Here is a 21,544-nt window from a genome sequence, read left to right as displayed (position 1 = left end):
TTAATGTCGCTGGATACTGCTATTACCTCTAAAAGAGGTATCCCTACCCGCTATATAATACTGCTAATTATCTTTATTGTGACAGCAGTTAACTATGCGGACCGTGCCACGCTGTCGATTGCCGGGACCGAGGTCGCGAAAGAATTACATCTTAGCGCTATCTCGATGGGCTACATCTTCTCCGCATTCGGCTGGGCTTACCTGCTGATGCAAATCCCAGGTGGCTGGCTGCTGGACAAATTCGGTTCGAAGAAAGTCTATACCTATAGCCTGTTCTTCTGGTCACTGTTTACCTTCCTGCAAGGCTTTGTGGATATCTTCCCGTTGGCCTGGGCCGGGATGTCTATGTTTGTCATGCGCTTTATGCTGGGCTTCTCCGAAGCGCCTTCCTTCCCGGCTAATGCCCGTATTGTGGCCGCCTGGTTCCCGACCAAAGAGCGCGGTACTGCGTCAGCACTGTTTAACGCCGCACAGTACTTTTCTCTGGCGATTTTCTCGCCGCTGCTTGGCTGGCTGGTCTTCGCGTGGGGCTGGGAACATGTCTTTACCGTGATGGGCGCGATTGGTTTTGTGCTGACCGCCGTGTGGGCGAAGTTCATTCATAATCCGACTGACCATCCGCGTATGTCTGCTCAGGAACTGGATTACATTACGAAAGGCGGCGCGGTGGTTGATATGGACCACAAAAAGCCTGGCGTAACAAACTCCGGTCCGAAACTGCACTACATTAAACAGTTACTGACCAACCGGATGATGCTGGGCGTATTTTTCGGCCAGTATTTCATTAACACGATTACCTGGTTCTTCCTCACCTGGTTCCCGATTTACCTGGTGCAGGACAAAGGTATGTCGATTCTGAAAGTGGGCCTGGTGGCATCTATTCCGGCGCTGTGCGGCTTCGCTGGCGGCGTGCTGGGCGGCGTCTTCTCTGACCACCTGATCAAACGTGGGGCAACGATTACCCTGGCACGTAAATTACCAATTGTGCTGGGAATGCTGCTGGCATCAACGATTATTCTCTGTAATTACACCAATAATACCACCCTGGTAGTGGCACTGATGGCGCTGGCCTTCTTTGGTAAAGGCTTTGGTGCGCTGGGATGGCCGGTTATCTCCGATACCGCGCCGAAAGAAATTGTTGGCCTGTGTGGTGGCGTGTTTAACGTGTTTGGTAACGTTGCGTCTATTGCCACCCCGTTGGTCATTGGTTATCTGGTGAGTGAACTGCACTCATTCAACGCTGCCCTGATATTTGTCGGCTGTTCAGCACTGATGGCGATGATTTGCTACCTGTTCATTGTTGGCGATATCAAGCGTATGGAACTCCAGAAATAATTCACGGTTAAGTTACAAGGTATAAGCGATGAATAACGACATTTTCCCGAACAAATTCAAAGCTGCGCTGGCCGCGCAGCAGGTTCAGATTGGCTGCTGGTCCGCGCTGGCAAGCCCTATCAGCACCGAAGTGCTGGGTCTGGCCGGGTTTGACTGGCTGGTTCTGGATGGCGAACATGCGCCAAACGATATCTCCACCTTCATTCCGCAACTGATGGCACTGAAGGGCAGCACCAGCGCCCCGGTGGTCCGCGTACCGACGAACGAGCCGGTGATCATCAAGCGTCTTCTGGATATCGGGTTTTATAACTTCCTGATCCCGTTTGTAGAGTCGCAGGAAGAAGCGGCGCTGGCGGTAGCTTCTACCCGTTATCCGCCGGAAGGCATCCGTGGTGTCTCCGTGTCTCATCGCGCCAACATGTTTGGCACTGTGCCGGATTACTTCGCGCAGTCCAATAAGAACATCACCATCATCGTACAGATCGAAAGTCAGCAGGGCGTGGATAACGTTGACGCCATCGCGGCGACCGACGGCGTAGACGGCATCTTTGTCGGACCGAGCGATTTAGCCGCTGCGCTGGGCCACCTTGGCAACGCGTCTCACCCTGACGTTCAGCAGTGCATTAAACAGATTTTCGCCAGCGCGAAAGCCCACGGCAAACCGTGCGGCATCCTGGCACCAGTTGATGCCGATGCGCGCCGCTATCTGGAAATGGGGGCCACCTTTGTTGCTGTCGGCAGCGATTTGGGCGTCTTCCGCGGCGCAACGCAGAAATTAGCTGATTCCTTTAAGAAATAACCACCACCGAAAAAAGAGAGAGCAATTATGACCATTAAAGTAGGTTTCATTGGCCTGGGCATCATGGGCAAACCAATGAGCAAAAACCTCATTAAAGCCGGTTACTCGCTGGTGGTTTCTGACCGTAATCCTGAAGCCGTCGCTGAACTGGTGGCTGCAGGCGCAGAAACCGCTACCACGGCTAAAGCCATTGCTGAGCAGTGCGACGTGATCATTACCATGCTGCCAAACTCCCCGCACGTCAAAGACGTAGCGCTGGGCGAAGGCGGCATCATTGAAGGCGCGAAAGCCGGCACTGTGCTGATCGACATGAGTTCTATCGCGCCACTGGCGAGCCGTGAAATCAGCGACGCGCTGAAGGCGAAAGGCGTGGATATGCTGGATGCGCCGGTCAGCGGCGGCGAACCAAAAGCCATCGACGGCACCCTGTCGGTGATGGTTGGCGGCGATAAAGCGATTTTCGATAAATACTACGACCTGATGAAAGCGATGGCCGGATCGGTGGTTCACACTGGCGACATTGGCGCAGGTAACGTGACCAAACTGGCAAACCAGGTGATCGTGGCGCTGAATATTGCCGCTATGTCCGAAGCGCTGACTCTGGCGACCAAAGCGGGCGTTAACCCGGATCTGGTATATCAGGCGATTCGCGGCGGTCTGGCGGGCAGCACCGTGCTGGATGCGAAAGCGCCGATGGTGATGGATCGTAACTTCAAACCGGGTTTCCGTATCGATCTGCACATCAAAGATCTGGCTAACGCGCTGGATACCTCTCACGGCGTGGGCGCGCAACTGCCGCTGACTGCCGCGGTAATGGAAATGATGCAGGCGTTGCGTGCAGACGGTCACGGTAACGACGACCATAGCGCCATCGCGTGCTACTACGAAAAACTGGCGAAAGTCGAAGTCTCTCGCTAACAACGTATTGCCCGGCGGCGCTTGCTGCCGGGCCGACAGAATGCGCCTTTGTGGGCCGGAAAGATCAATACCCTCCGGCGTTGCGTGGTAACAGGCTACTCACTATGAAAATCGTAATCGCCCCAGACTCTTATAAAGAAAGCCTTTCTGCCAGCGAGGTAGCTCAGGCGATAGAAAAAGGATTTCGGGAAATCTTTCCTGATGCGCAATATGTCTCTGTTCCGGTCGCTGATGGAGGGGAAGGGACGGTTGAAGCGATGATCGCCGCAACGCAGGGCACAGAATATACCGCTCAGGTTACCGGGCCGCTAGGCGAGCCCGTTGACGCCTGCTGGGGCATTTCCGGCGACGGTAAGACCGCGTTTATTGAAATGGCGGCCGCCAGCGGACTGGCGCTGGTTCCTCCTTCGCAGCGCAATCCGCTGGTGACGACCTCCCGCGGCACCGGCGAGCTGATTTTGCAGGCGCTGGAGCACGGCGCGAGAAATATTATTATCGGCATTGGCGGCAGCGCCACCAACGACGGCGGCGCGGGCATGGTGCAGGCGCTGGGAGCAAAACTTTGCGATGCTAACGGCACGGATATCGGCAACGGCGGCGGTAGTCTGATCGGTCTTAATTCCATTGATATTACACAACTGGACCCTCGCCTGCGCGAGTGTACGATCCGTGTAGCCTGCGACGTGACCAATCCGCTAACGGGCGAAAAAGGCGCATCGCGGGTATTCGGGCCGCAAAAAGGGGCAACCGAAGAGTTGATCGTCGAGCTGGATCGCAACCTCGATCATTACGCGGACGTGATCAAAAAATCCCTGCGCATCGACGTTAAACAGGTCCCCGGCGCAGGCGCGGCGGGCGGTATGGGCGCGGCGCTGATGGCGTTCCTTGGCGCGGAGCTGCGTAGCGGGATTGAGATCGTCACTCAGGCGCTCAATCTCGAAGAACACATTCACGACTGTACGTGGGTGGTGACAGGCGAAGGGCGGATCGACAGCCAAAGCATTAACGGTAAAGTGCCGGTCGGCGTGGCGCAGGTCGCCAAAAAATACCATAAGCCGGTGATTGGCATTGCCGGTAGCCTGACCAAAGATGTCGGTATCGTACATCAGTATGGTATTGACGCTGTCTTCAGCGTGCTGACCAGCATTAGCACCCTGGAGGATGCGTTCAGGGGGGCATTCGATAATATTTATCGCGCTTCCCGTAATATTGCCGCGACGCTTCAGGTGGGAATGTTGACCGAAAGGTGACAGCAGAGTGGAAACCCTCTATACTGCGCGCCGAAGCTGACCAGACAGTCGCCGCTTCGTCGTCGTCCTCCTTCGGGGGAGACGGGCGGAGGGGAGGAAAGTCCGGGCTCCATAGGGCAGGGTGCCAGGTAACGCCTGGGGGGGAAACCCACGACCAGTGCAACAGAGAGCAAACCGCCGATGGCCCACGCAAGTGGGATCAGGTAAGGGTGAAAGGGTGCGGTAAGAGCGCACCGCGCGGCTGGTAACAGTTCGCGGCACGGTAAACTCCACCCGGAGCAAGGCCAAATAGGGGTTCACAAGGTACGGCCCGTACTGAACCCGGGTAGGCTGCTTGAGCCAGTGAGCGATTGCTGGCCTAGATGAATGACTGTCCACGACAGAACCCGGCTTATCGGTCAGCTTCAACCATTAAAGACGCCCGCAGGAGAGATCTTGCGGGCGTTTTACTATGTGCCGCGGCATGATGAATGACTGTCCACTCCACTCTCTATGAAAAGAACACGGCTTATCGGTCAGCTTCAACCATTCAGTAAAATGCCCGCAGGAGAGATCTTGCGGGCGTTTTGCTTTGTGCTGGCGGCGTTTCGCTTGCACAGGCCTACGGAGCGTGAACAACGTGTTACCAGTGATGATTTGTAGGCTGGGTAAGGCGAAGCCGCCACCCGGCAAGAAGGGTAAAGCGCTATCCATAATGTAAATAAAGTGTTTAATTTTAATTAAATAAGATGATAATTATTATTACGGAAGTGAAAAATCCAGCGCCTAAAAATGTGATCTATTACAGTTTTATCATCGAATAATCGAATTTAATTAATATTTTTGATTATTTAAATTTTATTTTATATGCGTCTGTGAAAAACGCGATTAATTGGTTTAAATATAATCCGCTCAGCTCATTTATTTGTACTCTACCATAAAATAGTTATCGCCATAAAATATTTTCATCTTAGCTTTTTTTATTGATAAAAATCAGATAAAAGTTAGATTTTATTCAGTTAACTCATTGATTTTGAATGATTTTAAAATTAAATCCCGCATTAGAAATTGTAATCCAATACTATTTTGTGAGTAACAGCACATACCGCCGTCGCCATAATTACGTAAACTTAGCCGCAAGATGTAACGAGATGAGTTAAGCATTATGGAAAACTTTACCTTACCGAAAACACAACACCTCGTCGTATTTCAGGAGGTTATTCGCAGCGGCTCAATTGGTTCGGCGGCGAAACAGTTAGGATTAACTCAACCTGCGGTCAGTAAAATTATTAGCGAAATAGAAACCTACTTTGGCATCGAATTAATCGTACGTAAAAACACCGGCGTGACGTTAACCAGCGCCGGACAGGTGGTGCTGAACTACTCGGAGTCCATCACCAGGGAAATGAAAAACATGGTCAGCGAGATGAACAGCATGAGCAGTAGCGGCGTGGCCGATGTCTCGTTTGGCTTCCCGTCGCTGATTGGCTTTACCATCATGTCCAGCATGATCCAGACATTCCAGCAGACGTTCCCTAAAGCGCAGGTCTGCATGTACGAAGCGCAACTCTCCTCATTTCTACCGGCGCTGCGTGATGGACGGCTGGATTTTGCCATCGGCACGCTGAGCGATGAAATGAAACTTCAGGACCTGCACGTCGAGCCGCTTTTCGAATCAGAGTTCCGGCTGGTGGCCAGCACCGCACGAACGTGCACCGGCCCCACCACGCTGGGGTCATTGAAAAACGAACGCTGGATCTTGCCGCATACCGATATGGGATATTACAGCGAACTTCTCACCACCTTACAAAATAACGGCATTGATAACGAAAACATCATTAAAACCGATTCTGTTGTTACCATTTATAACCTTGTACTGAATGCGGGTTTCCTGACCGTCATTCCCTGCGACATGATTGCCCCCTTCGGTTCAAACCAATTTATTACACTCACCATTGAAGACGTCCTTCCTGTGGCGCGTTATGCGGCGGTGTGGTCGAAAAACTATAGATTAAAAAAATCGGCCTCATTTCTCGTTGAGTTAGCAAAAGAGCACTCCTCTTTTAATTATTCCCGGCGACGACAACCCGATGCATTATAAAACCAATCGTCTTTAATTTAACGCATTACTGAATTTTAGATCTGACTCATCAGATCGACGGCTACATTATATCTGAATTTATCTTAAGAGGTTATTATGCACATTACCTACGAACTTCCTGTCTCTATTGAAGACGTTCTTGAAGCGAAAAAAAGACTGGCCGGCAAAATTTATAAAACGGGAATGCCGCGCTCTAACTATTTTAGTGAGCGTTGCAAAGGCGAGATCTTTTTAAAATTTGAAAATATGCAGCGTACCGGTTCCTTTAAAATTCGCGGCGCGTTTAACAAACTCAGCTCGTTAAGCGATGCGGAACGGCGTAAAGGCGTCGTGGCCTGTTCGGCGGGCAACCATGCCCAGGGCGTTTCGCTCTCCTGCGCGATGCTTGGCATTGACGGCAAAGTGGTGATGCCGAAAGGCGCACCGAAATCGAAAGTTGCCGCCACCTGCGACTACTCGGCGGAAGTCGTCCTGCACGGCGATAACTTCAACGACACCATTGCTAAAGTCAGCGAAATTGTCGAACTGGAAGGGCGGATATTTATTCCACCGTATGACGATCCCAAAGTCATTGCCGGGCAGGGGACGATTGGTCTGGAAATTATGGAAGACCTGTATGATGTCGACAATGTCATTGTGCCGATTGGCGGCGGTGGTCTTATTGCCGGTATTGCTATTGCTATTAAATCAATAAACCCGACGATTAAAATTATTGGCGTGCAGTCTGAAAACGTTCATGGCATGGCCGCCTCTTATTATGCCGGAGAAATTACCACCCACCGTACCAGCGGAACTCTGGCGGACGGTTGCGATGTTTCCCGTCCCGGCGCGATTACTTATGAAATCGTTCGCGAGCTGGTCGATGAAATTGTATTGGTTAGCGAAGATGAAATTCGTAACAGTATGGTGGCCTTAATTCAACGCAATAAAGTTATTACCGAAGGCGCAGGTGCCCTGGCCTGTGCCGCATTATTGAGTGGCAAACTTGACAGTTATATTCGCAACAGAAAAACGGTCAGTATTATTTCTGGCGGCAATATCGATCTGTCACGCGTTTCGCAAATTACCGGCTTAGCTGATGCTTAATTACTTTTGCTGAGGATATAACATGAGTACCACTGATAGTCTCGTTACTGGTCAGACAACACCCTCGTCATGGCGTAAATCTGACACCACCTGGACCCTCGGATTATTCGGCACGGCTATCGGTGCCGGGGTTCTCTTCTTCCCGATTCGCGCAGGCTACGGCGGTTTGATTCCGATCCTGTTAATGCTGGTGCTGGCGTACCCTATCGCCTTCTTCTGCCACCGTGCGTTAGCCCGGCTGTGTCTGTCCGGCAGTAATCCGTCAGGTAACATTACCGAGACGGTGGAGGAACACTTCGGTAAAACCGGCGGCGTGGTCATTACCTTCCTCTATTTCTTCGCCATCTGTCCGCTGCTGTGGATCTACGGCGTGACGATTACCAACACCTTTATGACCTTCTGGGAAAACCAGTTGCAAATGATGCCGTTAAACCGCGGTGTTGTCGCACTGTTCCTGCTGCTGCTGATGGCGTTCGTGATTTACTTCGGTAAGGATCTGATGGTCAAGGTGATGAGCTTCCTGGTCTTCCCGTTCATTGCCAGCCTGGTGCTGATTTCACTGTCGCTGATTCCCTACTGGAACTCAGCGGTGGTCGATCAGGTTAATCTCAGCGACATTTCGCTCGTCGGGCACGATGGCATTCTGGTCACCGTGTGGCTGGGGATTTCTATCATGGTCTTCTCTTTTAACTTCTCGCCGATTGTCTCGTCGTTCGTGGTCTCAAAACGCGAAGAGTACGAACAGGAATTCGGCAGAGACTTCACCGAGCGCAAATGTTCCAGAATCATCTCCCGCGCCAGTATGCTGATGGTTGCCGTGGTGATGTTCTTCGCCTTTAGCTGCCTGTTCACCCTCTCGCCGCAAAACATGGCTGAAGCGAAAGCGCAGAATATTCCGGTGCTCTCTTATCTGGCGAACCACTTTGCCTCGCTGTCCGGTACTAAATCAACGTTTGCCACCGTGCTGGAGTACGGCGCGTCAATCATTGCCCTGGTCGCGATTTTCAAATCCTTTTTCGGCCACTATCTCGGCACCCTGGAAGGGTTAAATGGCCTGGTGCTGAAGTTTGGTTACAAAGGGGATAAAACCAAAGTTTCCACCGGCAAGCTCAACCTGATTAGCATGGTCTTCATCATGGGTTCCACCTGGGTGGTGGCCTATGCGAACCCGAATATTCTCGACCTGATTGAAGCGATGGGCGCGCCGATTATTGCCTCCTTGCTCTGCCTGCTGCCGATGTACGCGATTCGTAAAGCGCCATCGCTGACAAAATACCGTGGCAAGCTGGATAATATTTTTGTTACCGCGATTGGCCTTCTGACCATTCTGAATATTGTTTATAAACTTTTTTAATCCGCGTATTCAGGATTAACGGAGTCTGAAATGAATGAATTTCCAGTTGTACTGGTGATTAATTGTGGATCATCATCGGTTAAGTTTTCGGTTCTTGACGCAGCAACCTGTGACGTATTATTAGCAGGGATTGCCGATGGTGTTAATTCCGAACAGGCTTTTTTATCGGTTAATGGCGGTGAGCCAAAAAAACTCGCGCATTATTCTTATGAAGGAGCCTTAAAAGCCATTTCCAGTGAACTGGAAACGCGTAATTTAATCTCCAGCGTGGCCTTAATTGGCCACCGGGTAGCTCACGGCGGCGATGTCTTTAAACGCTCGGTGATCATTACCGACGCGGTGATTGAACAAATTCGCCAGGTTTCTTCTCTGGCCCCGCTACATAATTACGCCAATCTGAGCGGAATGGCGTCAGCGCGGACGCTGTTTCCCGGCGTCCCGCAGGTAGCGGTGTTTGATACCAGCTTTCATCAGACGCTGCCGCCCGAAGCATATCTCTACGGCCTGCCGTGGAGGTATTACGAAGAGCTGGGCGTGCGGCGCTACGGTTTTCACGGCACCTCACATCGGTACGTCTCTCAGCAGGCGCACGCGTTGCTGGATCTTAGCCCGCAGAACTCTGGGTTAGTGATTGCTCACTTAGGTAATGGCGCCTCTGTCTGCGCGGTGCGTAACGGACAGAGTGCCGATACCTCAATGGGGATGACGCCGCTGGAAGGGGTGATGATGGGCACCCGCTGCGGCGACGTCGATTTTGGCGCAATGGTGTGGATTGCCGGGCAAACCGGTCAAACCCTCAGCGACCTGGAACGGGTGGTAAACAGTGAATCCGGCCTGTTGGGGGTTTCCGGCATTTCCTCTGATTTACGAGTGCTGGAAAACGCCTGGCATGAAGGAAATACGCGAGCGCAGCTGGCGATTAAAACCTTCGTCCACCGTATTGCCCGTCATATTGCCGGTCACGCGGCGGCGCTTCATCGCCTGGACGCTATTATTTTTACCGGCGGTATTGGGGAAAACTCATCGCTTATTCGTCGTCTGATCATTGAGCATCTGAGCGTATTTAACGTTGAGTTAGATCTGGTTAAAAATAATCTGCCTAACGCCTCCGGTGAACGAATTATTTCGCTGAAAGACTCATGTGTTCGCTGCGCTGTTATTCCGACCAATGAAGAGAAAATGATTGCGCTGGATGCGCTAAGTTTAGCGGAAATTAATGCCGCTGTGGAATATGCCTGATTTATTTGTAGAGAGAGTAGTATTCATGAAGGTAAATATCGATATTAACGATATGCATTTTGCCGATGCATGGCGAGATTTTCACGGCGCTGAATGGAAAAGTGAAATTAACGTTCGCGATTTTATTCAGCAAAACTATACGCCTTATGAGGGTGATGAATCATTCCTCGCAGACGCCACGCCAGCCACGGCGGCATTGTGGGAAAAAGTCATGGCGGGTATTCGCATTGAGAACGCGACCCATGCGCCGGTCGATTTTGATACCAATGTGGCGACGACCATCACTGCCCATGACGCGGGGTATATTGACCAGACGCTGGAAAAGGTTGTCGGCCTGCAAACGGACAAACCACTTAAGCGTGCGCTGCATCCTTTCGGCGGCATCAACATGATCAAAAGTTCGTTTGAGGCCTACGGGCGAGAAATGGACGCTGATTTTGAGTACCAGTACACTGCGCTGCGTAAAACCCACAACCAGGGCGTATTTGATGCCTATTCGCCGGATATGCTGCGCTGCCGTAAATCGGGTGTGCTTACCGGTCTGCCGGACGGCTACGGGCGCGGGCGTATTATCGGTGACTACCGCCGCGTGGCGCTGTATGGCATCCGCTATCTGGTGCGCGAGCGCGAGCTGCAATTCGCCGATTTACAGTCAAAGCTGGAGTGGGGAGACGATCTCGAAGCGACCCTGCGCCAGCGCGAAGAGCTGGCGGAGCATCGCCGTGCGCTGCTGCAAATTCAGGAGATGGCCGCGAAGTACGGCTGCGATATTTCCCGCCCAGCCTGTAACGCGCAGGAAGCGGTACAGTGGCTCTATTTTGCCTATCTGGCGGCGGTGAAATCCCAGAACGGCGGTGCAATGTCGCTGGGGCGTACTGCGACATTCCTGGATATCTATATTGAACGCGATCTGCGTGCCGGAAAGCTGACGGAGCAACAGGCGCAGGAGCTGATCGACCACTTCATTATGAAGATCCGCATGGTACGTTTTCTGCGTACACCGGAATTTGACTCGCTGTTTTCCGGCGATCCGATTTGGGCCACGGAAGTGATTGGCGGGATGGGGCTGGATGGCCGCACGCTGGTGACCAAAAACGCTTTCCGCTATCTGCATACCCTGCACACCATGGGACCTGCGCCGGAACCCAACTTGACGATCCTGTGGTCAGAAGCGTTACCGATTGCCTTCAAGAAATACGCGGCGCAGGTATCCATTGTCACCTCATCGCTGCAATACGAAAACGACGACCTGATGCGCACGGATTTCGCCAGCGATGACTACGCCATCGCCTGTTGCGTCAGTCCGATGGTGATCGGCAAGCAGATGCAGTTCTTCGGCGCGCGCGCCAACCTCGCCAAAACGCTGCTGTACGCGATCAACGGCGGTGTCGATGAGAAACTGAAAATCCAGGTCGGGCCAGAAACCGCGCCGTTGCTGGATGAGGTACTGGATTACGACACGGTGATGCAGAGCCTGGATCATTTTATGGACTGGCTGGCGGTGCAGTACATCAGCGCGCTGAACATCATCCACTTTATGCACGATAAATACAGCTATGAAGCCTCGCTGATGGCGCTGCACGATCGCGACGTCTACCGCACGATGGCCTGCGGTATTGCCGGGTTGTCGGTGGCGACGGATTCATTGTCAGCCATCAAATATGCCACGGTAAAACCGGTGCGCGACCATACCGGTCTGGCGGTGGATTTTGTGATTGAAGGTGAGTACCCGCAGTACGGCAATAACGATGAACGCGTGGACAGCATTGCCTGCGATCTGGTCGAGCGCTTTATGAAGAAAATTAAAGTGTTGCCTACATATCGTAATGCGGTTCCTACGCAGTCAATCCTGACTATCACCTCTAACGTGGTCTACGGGCAAAAAACCGGTAACACGCCGGATGGACGCCGCGCTGGCACGCCGTTTGCGCCAGGGGCGAATCCGATGCACGGTCGTGACCGGAAAGGGGCTGTCGCCTCGCTGACCTCGGTCGCTAAGCTGCCGTTCACCTACGCCAAAGATGGCATCTCCTACACCTTCTCCATTGTTCCGGCGGCGCTGGGCAAAGACGACAGGGTACGGAAAACCAACCTGGTGGGGCTGCTCGACGGTTACTTCCATCATGAGGCAAATGTAGAAGGCGGACAGCATCTCAACGTTAACGTGATGAACCGCGACATGCTACTGGCGGCGATTGAACATCCGGAAGCCTATCCCAACCTGACCATCCGCGTGTCCGGTTATGCGGTGCGGTTTAACGCTCTGACCCGCGAACAGCAGCAGGATGTGATCTCTCGTACTTTTACTCAGGCGATTTAAGATGAAAAAGAGCATTGCAACAAAACGTGCACCCGGCGCGATCGGCCCCTACGTACAAGGGATCGACCTGGGCAAGCTGGTGATCACCTCGGGGCAGATCCCGGTTGATCCTGAGAGTGGGGCGATCCCGGAAGCGGTGGCCGATCAGGCGCGTCTGAGCCTGGAAAATGTGAAGGCGATAATCACCGCCGCCGATTTAACGGTGGGGGATATTATTAAAACCACCGTTTTTATCAGCGATATGAACGACTTCGCCACTATCAATCAGGTTTACCAGCAGTTTTTTGATGAGCATCAGGCGACCTATCCGACGCGCAGTTGCGTGGAGGTGGCCCGCTTGCCGAAAGACGTGAAGCTGGAAATTGAAGCTATCGCCCTGCGTGGTGACACGCTGTAACGCGAAGTTTGTCGTGGGCTGCGCGTTCCGCCAGCCCACGTTTTAACACCGATTTTGCTTCCCCGGTTATCTCGTTGAGGTGATGAACATGATTAGCGCGTTCGATATTTTTAAAACTGGTATTGGGCCTTCCAGTTCTCATACGGTCGGCCCGATGAATGCCGGCAAATGTTTTATCGAAGCGCTGGAAGCGCTCGGGCTGGTGACGCAAACGACGCGGCTGGTGGTCGATCTGTATGGTTCGCTTTCTCTGACCGGAAAAGGCCATGCCACGGACACGGCAGTGATCATGGGACTGGCGGGTAATCGTCCACAGAACGTTAATATCGACGCCATCCCCGGTTTTATTCAGCAGGTGATGCAGAGCGGCACTTTGCCGATTGCAGATGGCCTGACATGTGTTGCGTTTTCCCCTGCCGACGACGTTGTTTTTCATTCAGAAACCTTGCCCCGCCATGAAAATGGGATGCGTATCAGCGCGTGGCGCGGTGAAGAACGTTTGTTGAGTAAGACGTATTACTCCATCGGCGGCGGTTTTATTATCGAAGAGGCGGACTTCGGTCAGGATCGTCAGGTTGACGTGCCGGTGCCGTTTGCCTTTCGTTCCGCAAGCGAATTGCTGACGCTGTGCGAAACGCACGGTCTGTCCATCTCTGGCCTGATGCTGCAAAACGAATTAGCCCTGCGCAGTAAAGACGAGATTGACGCGCAGTGTGTCAGCCTGTGGGAGATTATGTCTGCCGGTATTCAGCGCGGGATGAATACGGAAGGCGTACTTCCTGGCCCGCTAAAAGTGCCGCGTCGCGCGGTCGCATTGCGGCGGATGCTGGTCTCCTCCGACAGCCTGTCCAGCGATCCGATGAACGTGATCGACTGGATCAATATGTTTGCCCTCGCCGTCAGCGAAGAGAATGCGGCGGGTGGGCGGGTCGTGACCGCGCCGACCAACGGGGCCTGCGGGATCATCCCGGCGGTGCTGGCCTACTATGATAAGTTCAGACGCCCTGTCAACCCCGGTTCGATTTCCCGCTACCTGCTTGCCGCCGGAGCGGTAGGGGCGCTGTATAAAATGAACGCGTCTATTTCAGGGGCGGAAGTGGGCTGTCAGGGGGAAATCGGCGTAGCGTGCTCGATGGCGGCGGCGGGGCTGGCGGAGCTTCTCGGCGGTAGTCCGGCACAGGTCTGCGTCGCGGCGGAAATCGCCATGGAGCATAACCTCGGGCTGACCTGCGATCCGGTGGCGGGGCAGGTGCAGATCCCCTGTATCGAACGTAACGCGATCAATGCGGTAAAAGCCGTGAACGCGGCGCGTATGGCGCTGAGGCGCACCAGTGAACCGCGCGTCTCACTCGATAAGGTGATCGAGACGATGTACGAAACCGGTAAAGATATGAACGCCAAATACCGGGAGACATCGCGCGGCGGGCTGGCGATCAAAGTGGTGTGTGCGTAATGCGTTGCGCCTGCACCCGCGCAGGATGGCGCAACCCGGACGGGTAATTATACCGTTCGGCTTAGCGCCGTGCTGTCCGGGATAACGTCTTCTTCCGCCAGCCTGCCTTCGGCGTCCACGACGATCGCCTCCAGTTCGCTCAGCATCTCTTCATAGCCAAAGGCTGGAGGCACGGCAACCATCGCCGGTTGCGTGACGGGAACAGGGTTAATCGCGGGACGTTTTTTAGTTGTTTTTTTGCTCATGGGTTTACTCACTTGCTGAGTGGATCTATACCGGTAAATCTATCAGTAATGCGCGCAGTGGCGTATCGGCAACCAGCGTTATGTTAGCCTCATCACGAATAAAAGCGCCATCGCCGCAGGTCAGCGTCTGATTTTCCTGCTGCTGGGTCTGTGCATGGAACGTACCATGAATGGATTGCAGATAGGCGCGCGGTCCGTGGATCTGAAAACTGAGCTGTTCGCCTTTCTCCAGTTCAATATGATGTACCCACACCTGCTGGCGCAGTTGCAGACTCTCGTTGCTCCCTTCCGGAGAAGCCAGCAGTTGTTGTGCGGTATCGGTAAGGGCAATTTTTTGCAGCGGCGGATTCTCCCGTTCCGGACAGGCATCCAGCCAGAGCTGCATACGCGTCAGCGACTTATCTTTACTCAGGTTATGCTCGCTGTAACTGACGCCGGGCTGAGTGGCGATCAGTAGTGCTTCACCGGCTTTTGCCTGAACATGGCTGCCTTCGCTGTCGCGGTATTCCGCCGTGCCTTCCAGAATAAGATTAAGGATATCCACTTTTGGGTAGGTGCGCGGCTGGAAAGATGCGCCGGGGGCCAGCACTTCCTGGTTTAGTACGCGCAGGGAAGCGTAACCCAGCAGTTTCGGGTCGAAGTAGTGTCCAAAGGAAAAGGTGTAGCGGGCCTGTAGCCATCCGAAATCTGCCTGCCCACATTGTTTAGCGGTTCGGGTAGTAATCATAATTCTTGACCTCTCTTTACAGTGACTGCTCCCCGCCGTAAACGACGAGGCTTCCCACTTCTCAGGCTGCAACTAGCATCGCGCCAGACTTACGCAAGCCTCGGTAGGCTTTGACGACAAGTCCTGCCGCCATTAATTCTGTTATGCCCTTGTGCCGTATGTTGAACGCCGCGTTTATATCGCGGTCATGAGCGGCATTACAGCCGGGGCATTTCCATTCGCGCACCTTTAGCGACATTTCCGGCATCCTGTGACCGCAACAATGGCACGTTTTCGAGCTGGCGAACCACTGATCCAGTTTGACCAGGTGAACCCCTGCCGATTCTGCTTTGTAGGCGAGTTTAGCCACAAATCCAGACCATGCCGCATCCCCGATATGACGGGCAAGGCGACGGTTTTTCATCATGTTTGCTGATTTCAGCGTTTCCACAATCACCGCTTGATTTTCGTCGATAATTCGTCTGGAAAGTTTGTGCTGGAAGTCTGCCCGCGCATTGGCTACCCGTTCGTGTTGCGCGGCAAGGCGTAAGCGAGCTTTGTGACGGTTTGCGCTACCCAACTTCTTACGGGATAGCGCCTTGCTGTCACGGCGCAAGCGGCGGTAAGCGTTGACCAGGTGGCGGGGGTTAGCCACCTTTCCGCCATTACTGGCGATCAGATAGTGCGACAACCCCAAATCATAGCCCGTTACTGCGGTTATGTATGTCGGCTTTGCTGCCGCTTCCTGCCCGTCGTCAGCGAGTATTGAGGCGTAGTATTTTCCCGCTGCGTTGCGGGTGATCGTGATGCTGGAAACCCTGCCGACAATTTCACGGTGAATTTTCGCCCGGACAGGCGGGATTTTTGGCAACCGGATAGCGTCAGTTAAAACCTTCCCGTTGGGATGGTAACTGGATTGCCTGCCGCGTTTACTTTTGAAAGTGGGGAGTTTAGCCCGCTTCTGGAAAAAGTTAGCAAATGCCCTGTCCAGATTGATCACTGCCTGCTGTAGCGCCAGGGAGTCATATTCTTTGAGCCAGCTATAGCGGCGTGATTTCTTCGCCACTGCCAGCAACGGCTTTATATCGCGTGCTGGCCTGAGCGAAACGCCGTGGCGCTGGTACATATAACGGCTGATATGGAGGGCTTTATTGTACGCGAACCGAACCGCCCCGAACTGCGCATTTAAGAATGCGGCTTGCTCGTCGGTTGGGTAAAGGCGCACTTTGGTAGCGCTTTTCATATCAGGCTCCGCATTACTATCTGGTTATTTATACACCATACCACGCTTTACTTTTTGATAGTGGACAAAAAATAGGTGGCTCCCCTTATATCTCCGCCCGATTGGGCGAGGGGTTAAGGAGTATTTGCTAAACTCATGTTAAAGCGATGGACGCTTCAATGTAAGCCAGATATTCTGCCCGGTATGTTCAAATTTCCTGAACGAGAGCGAAATGGCTAAAGATAGAGCACTCACGCTGGAAGCCCTGCGCGTTATGGATGCCATCGACCGTCGCGGCAGCTTCGCCGCCGCCGCCGATGAGCTGGGACGCGTGCCTTCTGCCCTGAGCTACACCATGCAAAAGCTGGAAGAGGAACTGGATGTGATCCTGTTCGACCGTTCCGGCCACCGTACCAAATTTACCAACGTCGGGCGAATGCTCCTTGAACGTGGCCGCGTGCTGCTGGAAGCCGCTGACAAGCTGACCACCGATGCCGAAGCGCTGGCCCGTGGCTGGGAAACGCATCTGACGCTGGTTACTGAAGCCCTGGTGCCCACTCAGGACATTTTCCCGCTGGTGGAGAAGCTGGCGACGAAATCCAGTACTCAGCTTTCTATTATTACCGAAGTGCTGGCCGGAGCGTGGGAACGCCTTGAGCAGGGGCGGGCGGATATTGTTATCGCGCCAGATATGCATTTCCGCTCCTCGTCTGAAATCAACTCCCGCAAACTCTATAAAGTGCTGAACGTGTACGTTGCCGCGCCGGATCATCCTATCCACCGCGAACCCGAGCCGCTCTCCGAAGTCACCCGCGTGAAGTATCGTGGCGTTGCCGTTGCCGATACCGCCCGCGAACGTCCAGTTTTGACCGTTCAGCTTCTCGATAAGCAGCCGCGCCTGACGGTCAGCTCGATTGAAGATAAACGCCAGGCGTTATTAGCCGGGCTGGGCGTCGCCACCATGCCCTACGCGCTGGTGGAGCAGGATATTGCGGAAGGACGTTTGCGCGTGGTCAGCCCGGAATATACCAGCGAGATTGATATTATTATGGCCTGGCGGCGCGACAGCATGGGCGAGGCTAAAGCCTGGTGCCTGCGTGAAATTCCGAAATTATTTATGGGACGCTAGCGTTGCGGTAATAAAAATATAATTTAAAGCGAAATAAAAAGGCATCGATTAACGATGCCTTTTTACTGTTATTTATTTACGCTGTATTTTGGATCGTTACCGAAGCGGTTGGTACCAGCGGTGCCATTCTGGCATGTGAATACAAAGAGTATTATCCAGCCAATAACAGGGAGAAGCATAAGAAACGCCCAAAAACCAGAGCGGTCGGTGTCGTGCAGTCGACGTACTGTTACGGCAATATTGGGAAGAAGGATTGCCAGGCTATAAACATAGCTAAGCCACATGATTTCCATTCCCATCACAATTTGAATGACGTTGAGAATTGTACTTATAATGCCGCTAATCAATGCGAACATCCAAAATTCCTGACGTCGTGCACGTCCGGAAAAACCCACATAGTTCTTTAAAACTCCAATATACCAGTTCATATCAACTACCCTGTACAATGAAAATTGTACGGAGTGTATTCTTTTTTTATGCGATTAACATCGCTTAAAAATATTTTTAGGACGATATAAAGGTTTTGATAATTATAATAAATATTGCGAGTTCAACCTATTGGTTTATATTATTAAATGTGTATAAAATACCCGCGCTGTTTAAAAGGCTCCTCCTGATGGAGGAGCCGAGCCATTACCATGAATTAAGCTTAGGATCGGGTCCGAAACGATTATCGCCTTTGGTACCGTCCTGGCAGTTGAAAATCAGCATGACCAGCCAGCCGACGACCGGGATAAGCAGTAACAACAGCCACCATGCCGAACGGTCGGTGTCATGCAGGCGACGAAACTGTAACGCCCACCAGGGTAAAAATATCAGCACGCCGTAAATGGTCGTCAGGATGCCTTCCCCACCGGCACGCTGCCAGCCGAGCAGCTTATCCAGCACGCCGAGCACAAAGGTCAGAATGATATTGACCAGCACGAACATCCAGTACTCTTTACGTCGCGCCCGGCCGCCAAAACCAATGTAGTTCTTCAGAGCTTTAAGATACCAATCCATTTCAACCTCAATCAGCTATCAATCATTTGTTTTATAAGCATTAATATAATATTAATCGCTTTTATGGAAATGGTGAAATTATTTAGCTGAGTGATATGTTGAGGCGGTGGCACTAATATGGGAGCCGACCGAAGCGGTTTTCCCCTTTACTACCGGGAAGCAGCGACAGCGTGAGGGTGAACAGAATGCCGCCGAGAGGAAGCTGACCCAGCAACAAAATCAGAATAACCCACCATCCGGACCAGTTGAGATCGTGCAGTCGGCGAATATGTGAACAGACAACGGGAATGAGCAGCAGGAGGCCCAGAATGATCCATATCGGCAAAAATTTGAATAATAGATGAAGAGGCAGAAACCATTCTATAAGGATCGGGATAGCAATCAGCGTGACATTAAAACAGGCGTACTCCCGGCGATGCCCCCGGCAATCCCACGTGCAGTAGTTTTTCAGGCAATACCAGAACCATTTCATGATGACGTCCTTTTCGCAAACTGTCAGGCAGAGTAACTTGATGAGCCTGAATAATAAAGGGATTCGCATTGCGGGGTTAGCGTTTATGTCAGTGATCTGTGGATGCGTTTATTGCGGCCATCTCAACCCGGATGAATAAAATTCCCGCAAGCTGCTGCTTTCTTCAGCACTAATTTTGTGAAGCAGGGCGTATTTTTGTTTTCACATACTTGTATGGTAGAGAGTCTGGCAGTAGCCTCATTTCATCAAGCAGAACCCGTTGCCGTAATGAGTACTTTGCGCCGATATGGCGATAAATCCCCTGGTGATAAAAGGATCCCTCATGCCATTAGTTCCCTTCGATGAAATGAAACAGACCGTCAAGCAGGCTTTCCTGAACGCTGGCCTCAATGAGGTGCAGGCCGATACCTGTGCGCAAATTCATACTGAAACCAGCTGTGACGGGATTTTCTCGCACGGACTAAATCGGGTCGCCCGATTTGTTGATTACGTGCAAAAAGGCTGGATTGATATTCATGCCGAGCCAGCGCTGGTGAAATCGTTGGGCAGCTTTGAAATCTATGACGGTCAGCGCGGGCCTGGCATTACTAACGCCTTGTTCGCCGTTGACCGCGCAATGGCGCTGGCGACCGAACATGGGATGGGGCTGGTCGGCTTGCGTAATACAACCCACTGGATGCGCGGCGGCACCTACGGCTGGCGAGCGGCGAATAAGGGATTTGCCGCCTTATGCTGGACCAATACCGAATCCTGTATGCCTGCCTGGGGAGCGAAGAACACCCGTCTGGGAAATAACCCTTACGTTATGGCGGTGCCGATGAAAGAGGGGGCGCTCATCCTGGATATGGCAATGTCGCAATATGCCTACGGTAAGCTGCAGGTCACGCGTCTGAAGGGCGAAAAATTGCCGTTTCCGGGAGGCTTCGACAAAGAGGGCAACCTGACCGATGAGCCAGGCCCGATTGAAGAGTCAATGCGTATCCTGCCGACCGGCTACTGGAAAGGCTCCGGCATGGCAATCGTACTTGATGCGATGGCGGCCTTCCTGACAGCGGGCGCACCCACCAATGAGATTGATAAAATTCAGCAGGGGAGCTGCACCGGGGCCAGTCAGGTCTTTATGGTGTTTAATCCCGAACATTTCGGTGGCAAAGAATTCAGCGAGAACATGGCCGCCAGCATCGCGGAATACGTTAAATCTTCAGAGCCTGCGGAAGATAACGGCGAGGTGTTTTATCCGGGAGAAAGGGAAGTAAGCCGCCGTGCCCGCCATCGTGCAGAAGGCATTCCGGCAGATGACAGCGTATGGGCGGAAGTGCAGGCGCTGGCGCAACGCTGAGCGGCACGCGCGGCGAGTGTCATTCGCCGCGCGGCTGGCCGGGTTAAGCAAATCGACTATCGCGGCCGTGCGGTTCATCCAGATCCTGCCATGGCCCGATGGAGATAATTCCCGTCGGGTTGACCGTTTTATGGCTGCGATAATAGTGGTTACGAATGTGGGCAAAGTTGACGGTTTCCGCAATGCCCGGCGTCTGGTACAGATCGCGCAGAAAGCCGTGAAGATTGAGGAAATCGCTAATCCGGTGCTTATCGCATTTAAAATGGGTGGCGTAGACGGGATCAAAGCGGATCAGCGTGGTCCACAAACGAATATCGGCTTCGGTTAGCCGATCCCCGGTCAGATAACGATGCTGCCCCAGGATCTGCTCCAGACGGGCCAGTGCCGCAAACACCTTTTCCACCGCCTCGTCATAAGCCTGCTGGCTGGTGGCAAAACCTGCTTTATACACCCCGTTATTCAGATCGTCGTAGATCCAGCTGTTCAGTTCGTCGATTTTCTCGCGTAACGCGGCAGGATAGTAATCGCCTGCTTTGGCCCCCAGCGCGTCAAACGCTGTATTGAACATGCGAATAATTTCTGACGATTCATTGCTGACGATGGTCTGATTCTTTTTGTCCCACAGGATCGGGATAGTAACGCGGCCGGTGTAGTGTGGATCGGCGTGCAGATAAAGCTGGTAGAGAAAATCATGATGATAGAGCTGGTCGCCGGTGGCATCCGGAAAATCATCGCCAAAGGTCCAGCCATTTTCCAGCATCAGCGGATGTACCACGGACACCGGAAGGAAAGGTTCCAGCCCTTTTAGTTTGCGCACGATCAGCGTGCGATGCGCCCACGGGCAGGCGAGGGAAACATACAGGTGGTAACGATCTTTTTCTGCCGCGAAACCGCCCTCTCCGGAAGGACCCGGCGCACCGTCAGCGGTCAGCCAGTTGCGGTAAGCAGACGCGGAACGTTTAAATTTACCGCCTGTGGATTTGGTATCGTACCAGGTATCCTGCCAGACACCGTCTACAAGTTGTCCCATCTTTTCCTCCGTTATAAAGCCGGTTTGCGCAGGCTTGCCATCAACCTGGCGTCCGGTGCGTAATAATGCCCGGCGGCGCTGACGCTTGCACGGGCCTACGATCTGGCGTCCTGTGTGTAATAATGCCCGGCGGCGCTGACGCTTGCACGGGCCTACGATATGGCGTCC

The 21,544-nt window shown here is 52.9% G+C and carries 20 protein-coding genes and 1 other RNA gene; 14 read left to right on the top strand and 7 right to left on the bottom strand.

Translation table 11 applies throughout. From position 1 onward, the window contains the following. Positions 1–3: 3 nt before the first annotated feature. From ACMGGS_RS02875 to tdcG, 12 genes are all read left to right on the top strand, one after another. The gene (locus ACMGGS_RS02875; RefSeq protein WP_414164978.1) at positions 4–1,335 is read left to right on the top strand and encodes an MFS transporter; all 1,332 of its coding nucleotides are present in this window, start codon (positions 4–6) and stop codon (positions 1,333–1,335) included. 28 nt (positions 1,336–1,363) lie between these two features. Beyond that, positions 1,364–2,134 (top strand): 2-dehydro-3-deoxyglucarate aldolase, encoded by a 771-nt coding sequence (gene garL, locus ACMGGS_RS02870; protein ID WP_103676624.1) that lies wholly within the window; start codon positions 1,364–1,366, stop codon positions 2,132–2,134. A gap of 27 nt (positions 2,135–2,161) precedes the next feature. Next, the gene (gene garR / locus ACMGGS_RS02865; protein WP_194207031.1) at positions 2,162–3,052 is read left to right on the top strand and encodes a 2-hydroxy-3-oxopropionate reductase; all 891 of its coding nucleotides are present in this window, start codon (positions 2,162–2,164) and stop codon (positions 3,050–3,052) included. A gap of 104 nt (positions 3,053–3,156) precedes the next feature. Next, a complete protein-coding gene (gene garK / locus ACMGGS_RS02860) occupies positions 3,157–4,302 on the top strand; it encodes a glycerate 2-kinase (protein ID WP_414164977.1) in 1,146 nt (381 codons plus the stop codon). A 32-nt stretch (positions 4,303–4,334) separates the two neighbouring features. Continuing rightward, positions 4,335–4,712: RNase P RNA component class A (rnpB, locus tag ACMGGS_RS02855), an RNA gene on the top strand. Between the two features lie 734 nt (positions 4,713–5,446). Beyond that, on the top strand, positions 5,447–6,382 hold the full coding sequence (gene tdcA / locus ACMGGS_RS02850) for a transcriptional regulator TdcA (protein ID WP_414164976.1): 936 nt from the start codon (positions 5,447–5,449) through the stop codon (positions 6,380–6,382). A 96-nt stretch (positions 6,383–6,478) separates the two neighbouring features. Next, on the top strand, positions 6,479–7,468 hold the full coding sequence (tdcB, locus tag ACMGGS_RS02845; RefSeq protein ID WP_414164975.1) for a bifunctional threonine ammonia-lyase/L-serine ammonia-lyase TdcB: 990 nt from the start codon (positions 6,479–6,481) through the stop codon (positions 7,466–7,468). Between the two features lie 22 nt (positions 7,469–7,490). Then, entirely contained in the window at positions 7,491–8,822 is a 1,332-nt protein-coding gene (gene tdcC / locus ACMGGS_RS02840) for a threonine/serine transporter TdcC (RefSeq protein ID WP_414164974.1), read from the top strand. 30 nt (positions 8,823–8,852) lie between these two features. Further along, positions 8,853–10,061: a propionate kinase gene (tdcD, locus tag ACMGGS_RS02835; protein ID WP_414164973.1), complete on the top strand. Its 1,209-nt coding sequence runs from the start codon at positions 8,853–8,855 to the stop codon at positions 10,059–10,061. A gap of 25 nt (positions 10,062–10,086) precedes the next feature. Next, entirely contained in the window at positions 10,087–12,381 is a 2,295-nt protein-coding gene (gene pflB, locus ACMGGS_RS02830) for a formate C-acetyltransferase (protein WP_414164972.1), read from the top strand. A 1-nt stretch (position 12,382) separates the two neighbouring features. Next, on the top strand, positions 12,383–12,778 hold the full coding sequence (locus tag ACMGGS_RS02825) for an enamine/imine deaminase (protein ID WP_414164971.1): 396 nt from the start codon (positions 12,383–12,385) through the stop codon (positions 12,776–12,778). A gap of 88 nt (positions 12,779–12,866) precedes the next feature. Then, positions 12,867–14,231 carry an L-serine ammonia-lyase gene (tdcG, locus tag ACMGGS_RS02820; protein ID WP_414164970.1) on the top strand — a complete coding sequence of 455 codons (1,365 nt, stop codon included), beginning with the start codon at positions 12,867–12,869 and terminating at the stop codon, positions 14,229–14,231. Positions 14,232–14,278: 47 nt separating this feature from the next. Here tdcG and ACMGGS_RS02815 read toward each other — a convergent pair whose 3' ends face one another. The 3 genes from ACMGGS_RS02815 to ACMGGS_RS02805 all read right to left on the bottom strand — a co-directional run bounded on the left by ACMGGS_RS02815 (position 14,279) and on the right by ACMGGS_RS02805 (position 16,425). Next, a complete protein-coding gene (locus ACMGGS_RS02815) occupies positions 14,279–14,476 on the bottom strand; it encodes a hypothetical protein (RefSeq protein ID WP_414164969.1) in 198 nt (65 codons plus the stop codon). Positions 14,477–14,501: 25 nt separating this feature from the next. Then, on the bottom strand, positions 14,502–15,203 hold the full coding sequence (locus ACMGGS_RS02810) for a pirin family protein (protein ID WP_414164968.1): 702 nt from the start codon (positions 15,201–15,203) through the stop codon (positions 14,502–14,504). 61 nt (positions 15,204–15,264) lie between these two features. Beyond that, on the bottom strand, positions 15,265–16,425 hold the full coding sequence (locus tag ACMGGS_RS02805) for an RNA-guided endonuclease TnpB family protein (protein ID WP_414164967.1): 1,161 nt from the start codon (positions 16,423–16,425) through the stop codon (positions 15,265–15,267). Between the two features lie 211 nt (positions 16,426–16,636). On the opposite strand from ACMGGS_RS02805, the gene ACMGGS_RS02800 reads away from it, so the two are divergent. Beyond that, the gene (locus ACMGGS_RS02800) at positions 16,637–17,533 is read left to right on the top strand and encodes a LysR substrate-binding domain-containing protein (protein ID WP_176919877.1); all 897 of its coding nucleotides are present in this window, start codon (positions 16,637–16,639) and stop codon (positions 17,531–17,533) included. A gap of 68 nt (positions 17,534–17,601) precedes the next feature. On the opposite strand, the gene ACMGGS_RS02795 is transcribed toward ACMGGS_RS02800, so the two are convergent. From ACMGGS_RS02795 to ACMGGS_RS02785, 3 genes are all read right to left on the bottom strand, one after another. Further along, complete coding sequence (locus tag ACMGGS_RS02795; protein ID WP_414164966.1) at positions 17,602–17,961, bottom strand: DUF805 domain-containing protein; 360 nt, start codon at positions 17,959–17,961, stop codon at positions 17,602–17,604. A gap of 205 nt (positions 17,962–18,166) precedes the next feature. Next, on the bottom strand, positions 18,167–18,535 hold the full coding sequence (locus ACMGGS_RS02790; protein WP_414164965.1) for a DUF805 domain-containing protein: 369 nt from the start codon (positions 18,533–18,535) through the stop codon (positions 18,167–18,169). Between the two features lie 112 nt (positions 18,536–18,647). Then, positions 18,648–19,007 carry a DUF805 domain-containing protein gene (locus ACMGGS_RS02785; RefSeq protein WP_414164964.1) on the bottom strand — a complete coding sequence of 120 codons (360 nt, stop codon included), beginning with the start codon at positions 19,005–19,007 and terminating at the stop codon, positions 18,648–18,650. Positions 19,008–19,329: 322 nt separating this feature from the next. Between ACMGGS_RS02785 and yiaK the strand changes: the two genes are divergently transcribed. Beyond that, on the top strand, positions 19,330–20,346 hold the full coding sequence (yiaK, locus tag ACMGGS_RS02780; RefSeq protein WP_414164963.1) for a 3-dehydro-L-gulonate 2-dehydrogenase: 1,017 nt from the start codon (positions 19,330–19,332) through the stop codon (positions 20,344–20,346). A 43-nt stretch (positions 20,347–20,389) separates the two neighbouring features. Here yiaK and ACMGGS_RS02775 read toward each other — a convergent pair whose 3' ends face one another. Next, positions 20,390–21,376: a glutathione S-transferase family protein gene (locus ACMGGS_RS02775; RefSeq protein WP_414164962.1), complete on the bottom strand. Its 987-nt coding sequence runs from the start codon at positions 21,374–21,376 to the stop codon at positions 20,390–20,392. Positions 21,377–21,544 lie beyond the last annotated feature (168 nt).

This window comes from Superficieibacter sp. BNK-5 (assembly GCF_047456055.1).
Taxonomy (GTDB): domain Bacteria; phylum Pseudomonadota; class Gammaproteobacteria; order Enterobacterales; family Enterobacteriaceae; genus Superficieibacter.
The sequence above is the reverse complement of the archived record's forward strand: the minus strand, read 5'-3'. Positions and strand labels throughout refer to the sequence as shown.